We start from the raw sequence: 14,390 nt of genomic DNA, 5'->3' as shown, positions 1-14,390 counted from the left end.
ATACACCGCGGAAATACTACCATCAGTTGTTACAGGCTATTCGCTCATCGCCTCGCGCCAGAGCTTTTCCACCACTCTTTGCGCCATTAACGCCTGCTCCCCGGATGTTTCAGGAACCGTCTGATTTGCCACACAGTCAAGGAAGTGACGAGCGCAGCCCGCGAAGCCCCGCTGCTCAAGCGTGCTCTGCCAGCCAGGGACCGGACGAGTAACGATGCCCGCACCGCACTCTTCGCGCCAGTCACGCATATCTGTGACGTCATACAAGCCGCCGTCGGTAACGGCCTGAACCCACTCGCGCTGGCTGCCCGCCCGGCGGTGCATGCTGGTGGTGATTTGCAGATGCTCCTTCGCGAAATGATGCTCGGCAAAAAGCATGTGCCCCTGCTCGTTGGTTTGCAGCGTGCCGCTTTGCAGTTGGGCTTCGCCACCGGCAAGCCAGAGCGCGGTATCCACCACGTGAAGATAGTCGTCCAGCAGGGTGAAGCGCAGATCGTTTGGCCCTACGCTGTCAGCGCGGTGCTTGTCCATGCGCAAAGACGCGCCGCTGGAGAGCCTCTCTTTTAGCTCCCGATAAAGCGGCGAAAAACGGCGGTTGAACCCTACCATCAGCGTGCGCTTTTTGCGTTCCGCCAGTTCGACCAGCCGCTCCGCATCCGCGAGGCTTTCGGCAAGAGGTTTATCCACGCAGACGCTAACGCCCGCGTTCAGTAGTTCGCTGACTACGGCAAAATGGCTGCTGGTGGAGCTGTGTACGAAGACCGCATCGCACTGCGCGGCCAGTTCCGCAATGGAGGAAACGTAGGGTATGCGGTATGCATCGCAAACTTTTTGCGCTTTTTCTTTAGTCGGGGAGAAAGCCCCCTGCAGGTGCCAGTCACCTGCGACACTCAGCACCGGCAGCCAGGCCTTCTGCGCAATGCCGCCCAGCCCGACTACGCCGACTCGTAATTTAGTCATGGTTTAATCCCCGAGATGCGCGAGCAGTGAGTCCAGGCGCTGTTTTAATTCGGCTACTTCTTCTTCCAGCAGGGCTACCCGCGCATTCAGATCGTCGGCGGGTAGTGCGGAAGCCACGGCGTCCGCAACGGTAGCCAGCGTCTCTGACTCACCGCTGAACAGATGCATATAGCGGCTTTCACGCTTGCCCGGCTCGCGCGGCAGACGCACGACAAACGGGCCGTCTTCGCGGCCGGCAAGGGTTTCAAGCACGTTTTCAACCTGGGCCATATCGGTAAATTCGAACATTCGCCCGGCCCGACTGCGGAGTTCACCCGGCGTTTGCGCCCCGCGCAACAGCAGCGCGGTAACCACGGCGACTTCAGCAGCGGACAGCTTCAGATCGCCAAATTCAGAGTTGCAGAAGCGCTGCTCGTACTTGGTGACCCGGTTGCCAAATCCGCTGACCGTGCGCAGGAAGTGGCGTTTAACCAGCGTATCCAGCGTTTCCTGAACGTCATGCTCTTTAAGATCCATCACCGGTTCGCGGTTCGTTTTCTGATTGCAGGCCGTCACCACGCCGTTCACCGACATGGGATATTGCTCCGGCGTCGTGACCTGTTTTTCCATCAGGCTGCCCACCACGCGCGCTTCTACCGCAGTTAACTGATACTTCATCTCATATCCTCAACGGCCAGGGGTCCATAGTTTTGACGTCAGCGCCGTCAGAACGTGATCGCGCCAGACGCCGTCAATAAGTAAATAATCTTTGGCGTAGCCTTCTTTCTCAAAGCCCAGACGCGCCAGCAGGTCGCCGCTGCGCTGGTTATGGGGCATATAGTTGGCCATGATGCGGTGAATGTGCTGGGTGCGCTGCATATAGCGGATGGCCGTGGTGAGCGCTTCAAACATCAGCCCCTGCCCCTGCCATTTTTCACCCAGCGAATAGCCGAGATAGCAGGCGTGGAACGAGCCGCGCACCACGTTGGAAAAGTTGGCCACGCCGCGAATTTCTTTTTCTTCTTCATCGAGCAGGGCGAAGTAGTAAGCGCTGCCGGTTTTGTGCATTTCGTTAATCATGCCCAGGCGAGCCTGCCAGCCGGAGGGATAACAGTGGCTGTCGTCGCGAACGGGTTCCCAGGGCTTCAGGAACTGGCGATTCTCAGCGTAGTAATCAGCCAGCCGCCAGGCGTCCCGTTCATAGACCAGACGCACCACCAGCCTGTCGGTAGTTAAACGCACCTTCGGCACGTTACTGCGATAACCAAACATGTCCCCAGCTCCTCACATCCCATAGTTTTCTACCTATCATAACTACTATACCTGCCCCTTACGGAGGAAGGAAAACAACAACATGCAGAATTCTTCCTCCGTCATACATTTTTTCGATGAATGGCTTCAATCAAACGGGCCGATCGATAAAAAAATATTGTCGCCTGCCCATCTGTCAAAAAATGTAAAGGCGGTGGAGAATGAATCTCTGTCGCATTTTGAACACTTACCCGGGAGGGGAGATGGCGCGGGTGGCGCAGGCAAGAAGCCTGGGTAAATATTTTCTGCTGCTTGATAACATGCTGGTGGTTTTAGGCTTCTTCGTGGTCTTCCCGTTAATCTCTATTCGCTTCGTTGACCAGATGGGCTGGGCGGCCTTAATGGTCGGGATTGCCCTGGGCCTGCGGCAGCTTACGCAGCAGGGGCTGGGGATATTTGGCGGCGCCTTTGCCGACCGGCTGGGAGCCAAACCGATGATCGTCACCGGCATGCTGCTGCGCGCGGTCGGCTTCGCGCTGATGGGCATCGCGCATGAACCCTGGGTGCTGTGGCTCTCCTGCTTTATCTCGGCCATTGGCGGCACGCTCTTCGACCCGCCTCGTGCGGCGCTAGTGGTCAAACTTGTTCGTCCACACCAGCGCGGGAGGTTTTTCTCTCTGCTGATGATGCAGGACAGCGCGGGAGCCGTGATCGGCGCCCTGCTCGGCAGCTGGCTGTTACAGTATGACTTCCGTCTGGTTTGCGCCGCCGGGGCGGTAATGTTCATTATCTGCGCCGGGGTCAACGCCTGGCTTCTGCCCGCCTACAAGCTTTCCACCATCCGCACGCCGGTGCTCGAAGGCATGGGCCGCGTGATGCGGGACAGGCGTTTCGTTACCTATGTGCTGACCCTGGCGGGCTATTACATGCTGGCCGTGCAGGTGATGCTGATGCTGCCGATCATGGTGAACGAAATCGCGGGCACGCCGGCGGCGGTGAAATGGATGTATGCCATCGAGGCGGCGCTGTCGCTGACGCTGCTCTATCCCGTTGCCCGCTGGAGCGAAAAGCGTTTCCGGCTTGAACAGCGCTTAATGGCCGGGCTGCTGCTAATGACGCTTGCCATGATACCCATCGGCTTCACCAGCACGCTGCAGCAGCTCTTCACCCTGATCTGCGTGTTCTACGTCGGCACCATCATCGCTGAGCCTGCCCGCGAAACGCTCGGGGCCTCGCTCGCTGACTCAAGAGCGCGCGGCAGCTATATGGGCTTCAGCCGTCTGGGTCTGGCTCTGGGAGGCGCGGTTGGCTATGCGGGAGGCGGCTGGCTATTTGACGCGGGTAAAGTGATGAATCAGCCGGAGCTGCCGTGGATGATGCTGGGCATCGTCGGCTTTATCACCCTGCTTGCCCTGTGGTGGCAGTTCAGCATGAAGCCCGTTGCACCTTCCATGCTGGAACCGGGCAGCTGATTTGCGGTAGCCCACGTTCTCTTCCATACTCATTTGTTAACGGATTTTATCCGCTTATCAATGGAGGAGAACGTGAAATTATATATTTACGATCACTGCCCGTTCTGCGTAAAAGCGCGCATGATTTTTGGCCTCAAGAATGTTCCCGTTGAGCTGAACGTGCTGCTCAACGACGACGAGGCGACGCCAACGAAGATGATTGGCAAGAAAATGGCGCCGATTCTGCAAAAAGATGACAGCCGCTATCTGCCTGAGAGCATGGACATCGTTCACTATATCGACAGGCTGGACGGCAAGCCGCTGCTGACGGGAGCCACCAACGCCGCCATCGGCGAATGGCTGCGCCACGTGCAGGCTTATACCCAGAACCTCATCATCCCGCGCGTGGCAAAAGCGCCGTTCGATGAGTTCGCCACGCCCGAAGCCCGCGCTTACTTCGTGAAAAAGAAAGAGGCGATGATTGGTTCTTTCGAGGAGCACCTCAGCCACTCGCCGGGCCTGATTAAAAAAATCAGCGACGATTTGCGCAAGCTCGACAAGCTTATCGTGCAGCCCAACGCCGTTAACGGCGAACTTTCGGAAGATGATATCCACCTCTTCCCGCTGCTGCGTAGCCTCTCCCTGGTGGCAGGCATTGAATACCCAAGCCGGGTAAGGGACTACCGCGATAACATGGCCAAGCAAACGCAGATAAACCTGCTCTCTTCCATCGCGCTTTAATCTTCTGCCGGCCCCGCGCCGGCATTTCATCCTTTTCCTGTAGCACGGCCTGCGCTGGTGCATCATGCTGCTTTATGTCACGATTCGGGGCCAAAGCAGGATGTTGAGGAGCGTCATGAAGAAGATTATTTTTGCCGGACTGTTAATACTGACCGGCCTGCTGGTTGGCTGTAACCAACTCACGCAGTACACCGTTAGCGAACAAGAGATCAACCAGGCGCTGGCTAAGCACAACAATTTTTCGAAGGATATTGGCCTGCCGGGCGTGGCCGATGCGCACATTATTCTCTCTAATCTTGCCTCGCAGATTGGCCGCGAAGAACCCAATAAAGTGACCCTGACGGGCGATGCAAAGCTGGATATGACCTCGCTGTTTGGCAGTCAAAAAGCCAACATCAGGCTGAAGCTGAAGGCGCTGCCGGTGTTTAACAAAGAGAAAGGGGCTATCTATCTGCAGGAGATGGAGGTGGTCGACGCCACCGTCGAGCCGGAAAAAATGCAGACGATTGTGCAGACCCTTATTCCCTACCTGAATCAGTCTTTGCGCAAGTATTTCAACGAGCAGCCGGCCTACGTGCTTAGCGAGGACAGAAGCGAAGGTGAATCCATGGCGAAGAAATATGCCAAGGGCATTGAAGTGAAGCCCGGGGAAATCATCATTCCTTTCGTTAACTGATCTTACCCTCCGGGCAGCCCACGCTGCCCGGCGCGGTCCCGCAAAGAAATCTCGCAACAAAGTCGTGCAAACGAAAACGATTCCGCCTATCCTTAGTGCCCGGCATAAAACCAGCCCAACATGACTGATTTTCCCTTCCAGCCGGAGCATCGCAATGACCGTATTACCTCAGGTATTAAAAATTCGCCGCCCAGACGACTGGCACGTTCATCTTCGTGATGGAGACATGCTGAAAACCGTGGTGCCAATGACGTCTGAAACCTATGGTCGCGCAATTGTGATGCCAAATCTGGCGCCGCCGGTCACCAGCGTAGAAGCCGCCATCAGCTATCGCCAGCGCATTCTGGACGCCGTGCCGCAGGGGCACAGCTTCGAGCCGCTGATGACCTGCTACCTGACCGACTCGCTGGATCCCAACGAAGTTGAGCGCGGCTTTAACGAAGGCGTGTTCACCGCCGCCAAGCTCTACCCTGCCAACGCCACGACCAACTCCAGCCACGGCGTCACCAGCACCGCGGCCATCATGCCGGTGCTGGAGCGCATGCAGAAGATTGGCATGCCGCTGCTGATCCACGGCGAAGTTACCCATGCCGACATCGACATTTTCGACCGCGAGGCCCGCTTCATTGAAACGGTGATGGAGCCGCTGCGCCGCCAGCTGCCCGCGCTAAAAATCGTCTTCGAGCACATCACCACCAAAGATGCGGCGCAGTACGTGCAGGAAGGTAACTCCCTGCTCGGGGCAACCATCACCCCCCAGCACCTGATGTTTAACCGCAACCACATGCTGGTGGGCGGCGTGCGTCCTCACCTGTACTGCCTGCCAATCTTAAAGCGCAGCACCCATCAGGAAGCATTACGTGCGCTGGTGGCCAGCGGCTGCGACCGTGTGTTCCTCGGTACGGACTCAGCCCCTCACGCTCGCCACCGCAAGGAAGCCAGCTGCGGCTGCGCCGGGTGCTTCAACGCCCCTTCCGCGCTGGGCGCCTACGCCACGGTGTTTGAAGAGCTGAATGCGCTGGAACACTTTGAAGCCTTTACGTCCCTTAACGGCCCGCGTTTCTACGGTCTGCCGGTTAACGAAGAGTCTATCGAGCTGGTTCGTGAACCCGTGCTTATCCCGGAAACCATCGCCACCAGCGAGGACACCATCGTGCCGTTCCTCGCGGGCGAGCAGGTGGCCTGGTCTGTGAAAGGCTAACTATTTTAACTCCCCCTGTTGCAGGACGCGCATTTTAACTGTATAAATAAACAGTATATTGTACAGGGGGTTGTTATGCGTATTGAAGTGACCATTGCCAAAACCACGCAGTTGCCGGCCGGCGCAGTAGATGCGCTGACACAAGAACTGACTCGCCGTATCAGCCAGCATTTTCCGGAAACGGACAACCACGTCCAGGTGCGCTACGCCACGGGTAACAACCTGTCGGTGCTGGGCGGGGCTAAAGAAGATAAAGACCGCATCAGCGAAATCCTGCAGGAAACCTGGGAGAGCGCAGATGACTGGTTTGACTCAGAATAAATAAAGAATCCCTCCTTGTTTTATTTTTTGCCGGGTGTCGCCATCCGGTTTTTTTATCCCTTTCTGTCACTCCGCCGAAATTTCAGGCACATTTCCGATTGCTATCGATAATGCACAGAATCCTCCGAATAACTTGCCGCTTTATTGTTCAATCGTCTTCAATAATATAAAAAAAGTGCTGTAAGGTATTTATTTCTTCCGCGAAATCCCTTAATCATTGATATACTTAACTGGCTTCACATTAAACAAGCATTAAACCTCGCTAGCCGTTGTCTCAACACACGTATAAAAGGGGTTATGATGGAAAAAAATAGTGATGTAATCCAGACCCATCCCCTCGTCGGATGGGACATCAGCACCGTTGATAGCTACGATGCGCTGATGCTTCGCCTGCACTACCTGACATCCGATAAGCAAAAGCAAGATGAAACAGAAATCGGCCAGACTTTGTGGCTGACCACGGATGTTGCCCGGCAGTTTATTTCTATTTTAGAGGCCGGGATCGCAAAAATTGAATCAAGTGAATACCAGGTAAACGATCATCGTAAGCATTGACGAATAATGCGAACGTTTAAGCGAAGGCACCGAAGTGGTGCCTTTTTTCGTTTTTATGCCCGGTTCATTTGCCTGCCAGTTAAGAATTATTTACTCTGCTGGCTACTATTTGCGGGAGGAGAAAAAGCGACATGCATTACGATCTTATCATTGTCGGCAGTGGTTCGGTGGGTGCCGCCGCAGGATGCTACGCGGCGCATTCCGGGCTCAATGTCCTGATGATCGACAGCGACCATCCACCTCATCAGCAGGGCAGCCATCATGGCGATACCCGCCTGATGCGCCACGCCTACGGCGAAGGTGAGAAGTATGTCCCGCTGGTGCTGCGCGCGCAGAAGCTCTGGGAGGCGCTGGAAGAGATCGGTGGCGAAAAGCTTTTCCATCGCACAGGCGTTATCAACCTCGGTCCGAAAGACTCCACTTTTATCTCTACGGTGCAAAGCAGCGCGCAACAATTCTCTTTACCTCTCGAGACGCTGGAGGCTGATGCCGTTATGGCACGCTGGCCCAACATAAGCGTTCCCGACGGCTACGTTGGCCTGTTCGAACCCAATTCCGGCGTACTGCGCAGCGAAGCCGCCGTGGCCACCTATATCCGCCTGGCGAAACAGGGCGGCTGCGCTCAGCTGTTCAACTGTGCTGTAACCGGCATTCGTCATAACGAAGAGGGCGTGGTGGTCGAAACTGCCGAAGGCGAATTCTCCGCAAGCAGGCTTCTGGTCAGCGCGGGTACTTGGGTAAAAAAACTTTTGCCTGACCTGCCCGTTTCCCCGGTACGTAAGATCTTCGCCTGGCACCAGGCGGACGGACGCTACAGCGAAGAGAACCACTTCCCGGCCTTTACGGGCGAAATGCCCGACGGCAGCCAGTATTACGGATTCCCGTCTCAGGATAACGAGCTGAAGATCGGCAGGCACGACGGCGGGCAGCCTCTCAGCGAGCCCGCGCAGCGCAAGCCTTTCGGCAGCGTGGCAAGCGACGGCAGCGAAGTATTTGGCTTCCTGCGTAAGTTCCTCCCCGGCGTCGGCGTTTGCCTTCACGGCGCGGCCTGCACCTACGATAATTCTCCGGATGAAGATTTCATCGTCGATACTCTCCCCGACCATGACAACACGCTGGTAATAACAGGGCTGAGCGGGCACGGGTTTAAATTCGCCTCCGTACTGGGGGAAATCGCCTGCCTGTTTGCTCAGGGGAAAGCGTCGGACTACGATCTGACGCCTTTTTCACTCCAGCGTTTCAAATAACTGCTGCCGGAGCCCGCCAGCAGAGGGGCTCTGGTTTTTGGATTGCAAATGATGCGTCGCTTTATTCTGTTTCTTGTTAACAATGTTCGCGAACACTTAATGCTGTACCTTATTTTATGGTCCTGCCTGGCGCTGCTCGACATCGCTTATATTTATTTCTACTGAGTTTATAACTGCATGTGATATTGACGAAACCTGACATACTGCTGATATAAATATAGTTTTGGACAAATTTTTAGCTGAAGTCGACTTCACGCTTCGCATAACAAATCCCGCTCACACAGTGCACTCCAGGCAATAAATCGCCTCTTCATTCTAATCAAATGATGTTGATAGCCAGGTTTCATTCAAATTTTTAGGTTGAGATTTTTATTATTTCTTCCCGGCCCTTTTTATGTTGCGTCGACGTTAACAGTCAGTTTATGTTCTGCCTTATTCGGAACGGACAGCGGGCGCATTAATATGCAATGGCGTAACACTTCTCAAAGCTACGGGCATATATCAGTCCTTCTCCACTGGCTTATCGCTTTAACCGTATACGGGATGTTCGGCCTCGGTCTGTGGATGGTCACCCTCGGCTATTATGACGGCTGGTATCACAAAGCACCGGAACTGCACAAAAGCATCGGCATGGTCGTTCTGCTGGCAATGGTCGTTCGCGTTTTGTGGCGCTTTATTTCCCCTCCTCCGCCCGCGCTTGCCAGCTACACACGTCTGACGCACGTCAGCGCCGTAGCGGCCCATATTCTGCTTTACGTCCTGCTGTTCGCCATCCTGCTGAGCGGCTACCTGATTTCTACCGCAGACGGCAAGCCCGTCAGCGTATTCGGCCTGTTTGAGATCCCCGCAACCCTCAGCGACTACGGCGCCCAGGCGGATCTGGCCGGTACCCTGCACCTCTGGCTGGCATGGGGAGTCGTGGTGCTTTCCGTGCTGCACGGCCTCGCGGCCCTGAAGCATCACTTTATTGATAAAGACGTTACGCTCAGGCGGATGCTTGGGAAACCTTCTCGTTAATTATGGAGCGAATGATGATGAAAAAAAGCCTGCTGGGCATTGCCGCTGGCGCCCTGATGTTCACCACCGGCTCGGCCGTTGCCGCCGATTATAAAATTGACAAACAGGGGCAGCACGCCTTCGTTAACTTCCGTATTCAGCACCTTGGCTACAGCTGGCTGTACGGCACGTTCCGCGATTTTGACGGTACCTTCACCTTCGACGAGAAGAACCCGGCTGCGGATAAAGTCAGCGTCACCATCAACACCACCAGCGTCGATACCAACCACGCCGAGCGTGACAAACACCTGCGCAGCGCCGAGTTCCTCAACGTGAGCAAATTCCCGCAGGCGACATTCGTGTCTACCGGGGTGAAGAAGGACGGCGAGGATCTGGATATTGCCGGTAACCTGACGCTCAACGGCGTGACAAAACCGGTGACGCTGGAGGCGAAGTTGATTGGTCAGGGTAACGATCCGTGGGGCGGCGTGCGTGCCGGTTTCGAAGCGGAAACGAAGATCAAGCTGAAGGATTTTAATATCACGACCGATCTCGGCCCGGCCTCGCAGGAGGTAGATTTGATAATCTCTGTGGAAGGCGTTCGTCAGTAAACGTGTGAAGGCCTCCTTCATCAGGAGGCCTTAGATTTATTCCGGGTCCGGGATACCCAGCGTGGTGTTCAGCGCACCCCGAGATTTGTTGAAGATTTTATTACCATTTTCACGGCCCGCGCGGCGGCGGCGCTGCTCTTCCGGCGACAGGGCCAGCTCTTCCCGACAGACCTCGCTACAGCACCCTTCAAACTTCGCCGCACATTCAGGACACTGGATAAACAGCAGGTGGCAACCGTCATTTTTACAGTTGGTGTGGCTGTCGCAGGCGGTGCCGCACTGGTGGCAGTGTGCGATAACGTCGTCTGAAATGCGTTCGCCCATGCGTTCGTCAAAGACAAAGTTTTTACCCACGAACCGAACCGGGATCCCCTGCTCGCGGGCACGACGGGCGTATTCGATTATTCCGCCTTCAATGTGATAGACGTTTTTAAAACCGTTATAGCGCATCCAGGCGCTCGCCTTCTCGCAGCGAATACCGCCGGTGCAGTACATGACGATCTTTTTATCTTTATCATCCTGCAGCATATCAACCGCTTTGGGCAGCTGTTCGCGAAAAGTATCCGCCGGAATTTCCATCGCGTTCTGGAAGTGGCCCACTTCGTATTCGTAGTGGTTACGCATATCGATGAATACCGCTTCCGGGTCATCCAGCATCGCATTCACTTCCGCGGCTTTCAGGTAGTCACCCACGTCGCTGGCATCAAAGTCAGGATCTTCAATCCCGTCCGCCACAATGCGGTCGCGCACCTTCATGCGCAGCACCCAGAAGGACTTGCCGTCATCGTCCAGCGCAACGTTCAGACGCAGGTTTTCCAGCGCAGGATGGAAGCCATACAGGGTTTCACGGAACGCATCGACGCGGCTCTGCGGCACGCTAATCTGTGCGTTGATCCCTTCCCGGGCGAGGTAGACACGGCCGAAAACATCCAGCGCCACGAAGGCTTTATACAGCGCGTCGCGGGTGGCCTGCGGCTCATCAATGGTGAAATACTTGTAGAATGAGATAGTGGTGCGCGGCTCGGTTTCGGCAAGCATGCGCACGCGCAGTTCCTCATTCGATATGCGGTTGTGTAACACTGGCATGGTGTTCGCTCTGCAATCGTAAAAAAAAAAAAGAGGTGCGCATCATAAAGCAATTAACGTTAATTTACATCCCTACGTTTTGCGCTACATTTCCCTCATCTGAAGGCATATAAAATAACATTGTGGCGAAATTTCAGCCACTCCGCCGCCGTTAATTTTGGCTGGACCTCAAAAAATGCCACAATAGTCTTATCACGAAGATCCGGCATTTGCCGTCACAATAGGTTTTACATGACGAACTTACCGCAATTCTCGCGCGCCTTACTCCATCCCCGCTACTGGGGAACCTGGTTTGGCATTGGCCTACTGTATGTTGTGACCCTGCTGCCCTACCCGGTTATCTATCGTCTTGGCCGCGGCCTTGGTCAGTTAGCCATGAAGTTTATGAAGCGCCGCGTCAGGATCACCCGACGCAACCTGGAGCTGGCCTTCCCGCAGAAAACGCCAGCGGAACGCGAAGCCATCCTGGTTAAAAACTTTGAGTCCGTTGGTCTGGGACTGATGGAAACGGGGATTGCCTGGTTCTGGCCCCTGTGGCGCATTCAGCGCTGGTGCGACGTATCGGGCGTGGAAGAGATTCACAAGGTACAGGAAGCAAAGCGCGGCGTGCTGCTCATCGGCATCCACTTCCTGACGCTGGAGCTGGGCGCTCGCATGTTTGGGATGAATACGCCCGGTATCGGCGTTTACCGTCCGAATGACAACGCGCTGCTGGACTGGCTACAAACGTGGGGCCGTATGCGCTCCAATAAGAGCATGATTGACCGTAAAGATCTGAAGGGCATGATCCGCGCGCTGAAGCAGGGCGAGATAATCTGGTACGCCCCGGATCATGACTACGGCCCGCGCGGCAGCGTCTTCGTGCCGTTTTTTGGTGTAGACCAGGCAGCTACCACTTCGGGTACCTATACGCTGGCAAGAATGTCGGGGGCGGCGATTGTGCCGATGGTGCCGCGCAGAAAGCCAGACGGTAAAGGCTACGAGCTGATTATTCTGCCCGCCGAATTTGACCCGCCTCTGGAAACGCCGGAAGGCACCGCGCTGTGGATGAACAAGATCGTCGAGCAGTGCATTCTGATGGCGCCGGAACAGTATATGTGGCTGCACCGCCGCTTTAAGACCCGCCCGGAGGGCGTGCCTTCCCGGTATTGATCCTGTTTCGCAACGCAGGTTGGATGGCGCTTGCGCCCTCCAGTATTCCTGCGGTTGCGGAAGTCTCTTCTTCCTGCTCGTCATTTAGCTAAAAAAGCTTTCCGGTTTGCCACTTTCCATTCATCGGGCGCATACTTAGCAGGGTAATATTTTCCTGTTACCAGCTATTTACCGGAGCGGTATGACCCCCCCTGACAGCAGTATCAACTGGAAGCGTAATCTCACCGTCGCCTGGCTGGGATGCTTTCTCACCGGCGCAGCCTTCAGCCTTGTAATGCCCTTCCTGCCGCTGTACGTCGAACAGCTCGGCGTCACCGGACACAGCGCGCTGAATATGTGGTCGGGCCTGGTGTTCAGCATCACCTTCCTGTTTTCCGCCATCGCCTCTCCCTTCTGGGGCGGACTTGCCGACCGTAAAGGCCGCAAGATCATGCTGCTGCGCTCGGCGCTGGGCATGGCGGTGGTGATGGTGCTGATGGGTTTTGCACAGAATATCTGGCAGTTTCTTGCCCTGCGCGCCCTGCTGGGGCTGCTGGGCGGCTTTGTTCCCAATGCTAACGCCCTGATAGCCACCCAGGTGCCGCGCCATAAAAGCGGCTGGGCGCTCGGCACGCTTTCCACCGGCGGCGTGAGCGGTGCGCTGCTTGGCCCGCTGATCGGCGGCCTGCTTGCGGACAGCTACGGGCTGCGGCCGGTCTTCTTCATTACCGCTGCGGTGCTGTTCGCCTGCTTTATCCTGACGCTGCTCTATATCCGGGAGGAGTTCACCCCGGTCACCAAAAAAGACATGCTGCACGCCCGCCAGGTGCTGACCTCGCTCAAAAATCCTAAGCTGATCCTTAGCCTGTTTGTCACCACGATGATTATTCAGGTCGCGACCGGCTCGATTGCGCCGATTCTTACGCTCTACGTGCGCGATCTGGCAGGCAACGTAAACAACCTGGCGTTTATCAGCGGCATGATAGCCTCGGTGCCCGGCGTCGCCGCGCTGATCAGCGCGCCGCGTCTGGGCAAGCTTGGCGATCGCATCGGGCCGGAAAAGATCCTTATTTGCGCGCTGGTGATCTCCGTTCTGCTGCTGATCCCTATGTCGATGGTGCAGAATCCCTGGCAGCTTGGGCTGCTGCGCTTCTTACTGGGCGCTGCCGACGGTGCGCTGCTTCCTGCGGTGCAGACCCTGCTGGTTTATAACTCCAGCAACCAGATTGCCGGACGCATATTCAGCTACAACCAGTCCTTCCGCGATATCGGTAACGTCACGGGCCCGCTCATCGGCGCGGCGGTTTCTGCTAACTACGGCTTCCGAACCGTGTTCCTGGTCACCGCAAGCGTGGTGTTATTCAATGCGTTTTATTCCTGGTACAGCCTGCGCCGCCCGGCGGCACGGATACGCATTCCCGGAGAATAACGCCCCAGAGCAATCTCATACTTGCAACTTTGCGAACAGCGTCAACAATTAACATGAAATTGTAATGGAGCACCCGCTCCCCGACCTCTGCCATAAGGAGATATTTCATGAGCATGTACGCAACGCTTGAAGAAGCCATAGATGCCGCACGAGAGTTATTCCTCGCCGACAATACGGATGTGGATGAGGAGTCTGCCAACGTCCAGCAGCTCAACGTCCAGAAATACATCCTGCAGGATGGCGATATCATGTGGCAGGCGGAATTTTTCGCCACCGACAGTGAAGACGGTGAGTGTTTACCGATGCTGAGCGGTGAAGCAGCGCAAAGCGTGTTTGACGGCGAGTTTGATGAGATCGAACTGCGCCAGGAGTGGCTGGAAGAGAACACGCTGCACGAATGGGATGAAGGAGAGTTCCAGCTCGAGCCGCCGCTGGATACCGAAGAGGGGCAGGCCGCCGCGGACGAATGGGATGAACGGTAATCGTTACTCGTAGGGGCCGTGGCTGGCGTCAATTGGCAGCAGCAGCGTGTCAAACACCAGCGAGAACGGTAAATCAAGCACCGTGACGTAGCGCCACGCGCCGTCACGCATGTCCCACTGCACGCCGGGGTAGTACTGATTGCCATGTCCCTGCCCCGGCACCGCACGGCTGATGATGCTGCCGCAGCCGCTCAGCGCGCAGGCCGCCACTATCACAACTATCGCTCTTAACAACGCAGGTCTCCTTTCAGCAAAAAAATGCCGACCAGTTGG

General features: G+C 56.0%; 18 protein-coding genes. 13 read left to right on the top strand and 5 right to left on the bottom strand.

Annotated elements, in window-relative coordinates; genetic code table 11:
- Positions 1-36 precede the first annotated feature (36 nt).
- The 3 genes from AAE045_RS10230 to rimJ are packed head-to-tail and all read right to left on the bottom strand — an operon-like array spanning position 37 to position 2,211.
- A complete protein-coding gene (locus AAE045_RS10230; protein ID WP_455547622.1) occupies positions 37-960 on the bottom strand; it encodes a Gfo/Idh/MocA family protein in 924 nt (307 codons plus the stop codon).
- Between the two features lie 3 nt (positions 961-963).
- The gene (locus tag AAE045_RS10225) at positions 964-1,617 is read right to left on the bottom strand and encodes a YceH family protein (RefSeq protein ID WP_455547621.1); all 654 of its coding nucleotides are present in this window, start codon (positions 1,615-1,617) and stop codon (positions 964-966) included.
- Positions 1,618-1,626: 9 nt separating this feature from the next.
- Positions 1,627-2,211, bottom strand: a complete 585-nt coding sequence (gene rimJ, locus AAE045_RS10220; protein WP_455427740.1) for a ribosomal protein S5-alanine N-acetyltransferase — start codon at positions 2,209-2,211, stop codon at positions 1,627-1,629.
- Positions 2,212-2,453: 242 nt separating this feature from the next.
- Between rimJ and mdtH the strand changes: the two genes are divergently transcribed.
- The 10 genes from mdtH (at position 2,454) to AAE045_RS10170 (ending at position 9,989) form a co-directional block, all read left to right on the top strand.
- Positions 2,454-3,662 carry a multidrug efflux MFS transporter MdtH gene (gene mdtH / locus AAE045_RS10215; protein WP_455547679.1) on the top strand — a complete coding sequence of 403 codons (1,209 nt, stop codon included), beginning with the start codon at positions 2,454-2,456 and terminating at the stop codon, positions 3,660-3,662.
- A 72-nt stretch (positions 3,663-3,734) separates the two neighbouring features.
- Positions 3,735-4,382, top strand: a complete 648-nt coding sequence (grxB, locus tag AAE045_RS10210) for a glutaredoxin 2 (protein ID WP_455547620.1) — start codon at positions 3,735-3,737, stop codon at positions 4,380-4,382.
- A gap of 115 nt (positions 4,383-4,497) precedes the next feature.
- Complete coding sequence (locus AAE045_RS10205; protein ID WP_455547619.1) at positions 4,498-5,058, top strand: lipoprotein; 561 nt, start codon at positions 4,498-4,500, stop codon at positions 5,056-5,058.
- Positions 5,059-5,212: 154 nt separating this feature from the next.
- The gene (gene pyrC / locus AAE045_RS10200) at positions 5,213-6,259 is read left to right on the top strand and encodes a dihydroorotase (RefSeq protein WP_455547618.1); all 1,047 of its coding nucleotides are present in this window, start codon (positions 5,213-5,215) and stop codon (positions 6,257-6,259) included.
- 75 nt (positions 6,260-6,334) lie between these two features.
- Positions 6,335-6,580, top strand: coding sequence for a DNA damage-inducible protein I (gene dinI / locus AAE045_RS10195; protein ID WP_455547617.1), 246 nt, complete (start codon positions 6,335-6,337; stop codon positions 6,578-6,580).
- A 300-nt stretch (positions 6,581-6,880) separates the two neighbouring features.
- Positions 6,881-7,135 (top strand): biofilm formation regulator BssS, encoded by a 255-nt coding sequence (bssS, locus tag AAE045_RS10190; protein WP_455428252.1) that lies wholly within the window; start codon positions 6,881-6,883, stop codon positions 7,133-7,135.
- A gap of 131 nt (positions 7,136-7,266) precedes the next feature.
- On the top strand, positions 7,267-8,382 hold the full coding sequence (solA, locus tag AAE045_RS10185; RefSeq protein WP_455547616.1) for an N-methyl-L-tryptophan oxidase: 1,116 nt from the start codon (positions 7,267-7,269) through the stop codon (positions 8,380-8,382).
- Positions 8,383-8,433: 51 nt separating this feature from the next.
- A complete protein-coding gene (locus AAE045_RS10180; RefSeq protein ID WP_455427734.1) occupies positions 8,434-8,547 on the top strand; it encodes a YceO family protein in 114 nt (37 codons plus the stop codon).
- Between the two features lie 297 nt (positions 8,548-8,844).
- Positions 8,845-9,399, top strand: a complete 555-nt coding sequence (locus AAE045_RS10175) for a cytochrome b (RefSeq protein ID WP_455547615.1) — start codon at positions 8,845-8,847, stop codon at positions 9,397-9,399.
- A gap of 17 nt (positions 9,400-9,416) precedes the next feature.
- Positions 9,417-9,989 carry a YceI family protein gene (locus tag AAE045_RS10170; protein ID WP_455547678.1) on the top strand — a complete coding sequence of 191 codons (573 nt, stop codon included), beginning with the start codon at positions 9,417-9,419 and terminating at the stop codon, positions 9,987-9,989.
- A 36-nt stretch (positions 9,990-10,025) separates the two neighbouring features.
- Here AAE045_RS10170 and trhO read toward each other — a convergent pair whose 3' ends face one another.
- The gene (trhO, locus tag AAE045_RS10165) at positions 10,026-11,075 is read right to left on the bottom strand and encodes an oxygen-dependent tRNA uridine(34) hydroxylase TrhO (RefSeq protein ID WP_455547614.1); all 1,050 of its coding nucleotides are present in this window, start codon (positions 11,073-11,075) and stop codon (positions 10,026-10,028) included.
- Positions 11,076-11,306: 231 nt separating this feature from the next.
- On the opposite strand from trhO, the gene AAE045_RS10160 reads away from it, so the two are divergent.
- The 3 genes from AAE045_RS10160 (at position 11,307) to AAE045_RS10150 (ending at position 14,117) form a co-directional block, all read left to right on the top strand.
- Entirely contained in the window at positions 11,307-12,227 is a 921-nt protein-coding gene (locus tag AAE045_RS10160) for a Kdo(2)-lipid IV(A) acyltransferase (RefSeq protein ID WP_455547613.1), read from the top strand.
- Between the two features lie 181 nt (positions 12,228-12,408).
- Positions 12,409-13,635 (top strand): multidrug efflux MFS transporter MdtG, encoded by a 1,227-nt coding sequence (gene mdtG / locus AAE045_RS10155; protein WP_455547612.1) that lies wholly within the window; start codon positions 12,409-12,411, stop codon positions 13,633-13,635.
- A 107-nt stretch (positions 13,636-13,742) separates the two neighbouring features.
- Positions 13,743-14,117: a MysB family protein gene (locus AAE045_RS10150; protein WP_455547611.1), complete on the top strand. Its 375-nt coding sequence runs from the start codon at positions 13,743-13,745 to the stop codon at positions 14,115-14,117.
- Between the two features lie 3 nt (positions 14,118-14,120).
- Here AAE045_RS10150 and AAE045_RS10145 read toward each other — a convergent pair whose 3' ends face one another.
- A complete protein-coding gene (locus AAE045_RS10145) occupies positions 14,121-14,339 on the bottom strand; it encodes a YceK/YidQ family lipoprotein (RefSeq protein ID WP_455547677.1) in 219 nt (72 codons plus the stop codon).
- Positions 14,340-14,390: the final 51 nt, after the last annotated feature.

Origin of the sequence: Dryocola clanedunensis (assembly GCF_038405435.1) — a bacterium.
Taxonomy (GTDB): Bacteria; Pseudomonadota; Gammaproteobacteria; order Enterobacterales; family Enterobacteriaceae; genus Dryocola; species Dryocola clanedunensis_A.
Note: the sequence above shows the minus strand (reverse complement) of the source record. Positions and strands in the feature narration are given on the sequence as shown.

Bases quoted from the DNA above. Each gene is read 5' to 3' on its own strand.
- bssS (WP_455428252.1), top strand. From the start codon at position 6,881: ATGGAAAAAAATAGTGATGTAATCCAGACCCATCCCCTCGTCGGATGG.
- AAE045_RS10150 (WP_455547611.1), top strand. From the start codon at position 13,743: ATGAGCATGTACGCAACGCTTGAAGAAGCCATAGATGCCGCACGAGAG.
- pyrC (WP_455547618.1), top strand. From the start codon at position 5,213: ATGACCGTATTACCTCAGGTATTAAAAATTCGCCGCCCAGACGACTGG.
- solA (WP_455547616.1), top strand. From the start codon at position 7,267: ATGCATTACGATCTTATCATTGTCGGCAGTGGTTCGGTGGGTGCCGCC.
- AAE045_RS10205 (WP_455547619.1), top strand. From the start codon at position 4,498: ATGAAGAAGATTATTTTTGCCGGACTGTTAATACTGACCGGCCTGCTG.
- AAE045_RS10230 (WP_455547622.1), bottom strand. From the start codon at position 960: ATGACTAAATTACGAGTCGGCGTAGTCGGGCTGGGCGGCATTGCGCAG.
- AAE045_RS10175 (WP_455547615.1), top strand. From the start codon at position 8,845: ATGCAATGGCGTAACACTTCTCAAAGCTACGGGCATATATCAGTCCTT.
- trhO (WP_455547614.1), bottom strand. From the start codon at position 11,075: ATGCCAGTGTTACACAACCGCATATCGAATGAGGAACTGCGCGTGCGC.
- mdtH (WP_455547679.1), top strand. From the start codon at position 2,454: ATGGCGCGGGTGGCGCAGGCAAGAAGCCTGGGTAAATATTTTCTGCTG.
- AAE045_RS10180 (WP_455427734.1), top strand. From the start codon at position 8,434: ATGCGTCGCTTTATTCTGTTTCTTGTTAACAATGTTCGCGAACACTTA.
- rimJ (WP_455427740.1), bottom strand. From the start codon at position 2,211: ATGTTTGGTTATCGCAGTAACGTGCCGAAGGTGCGTTTAACTACCGAC.
- AAE045_RS10170 (WP_455547678.1), top strand. From the start codon at position 9,417: ATGAAAAAAAGCCTGCTGGGCATTGCCGCTGGCGCCCTGATGTTCACC.
- AAE045_RS10160 (WP_455547613.1), top strand. From the start codon at position 11,307: ATGACGAACTTACCGCAATTCTCGCGCGCCTTACTCCATCCCCGCTAC.
- mdtG (WP_455547612.1), top strand. From the start codon at position 12,409: ATGACCCCCCCTGACAGCAGTATCAACTGGAAGCGTAATCTCACCGTC.
- dinI (WP_455547617.1), top strand. From the start codon at position 6,335: ATGCGTATTGAAGTGACCATTGCCAAAACCACGCAGTTGCCGGCCGGC.
- AAE045_RS10225 (WP_455547621.1), bottom strand. From the start codon at position 1,617: ATGAAGTATCAGTTAACTGCGGTAGAAGCGCGCGTGGTGGGCAGCCTG.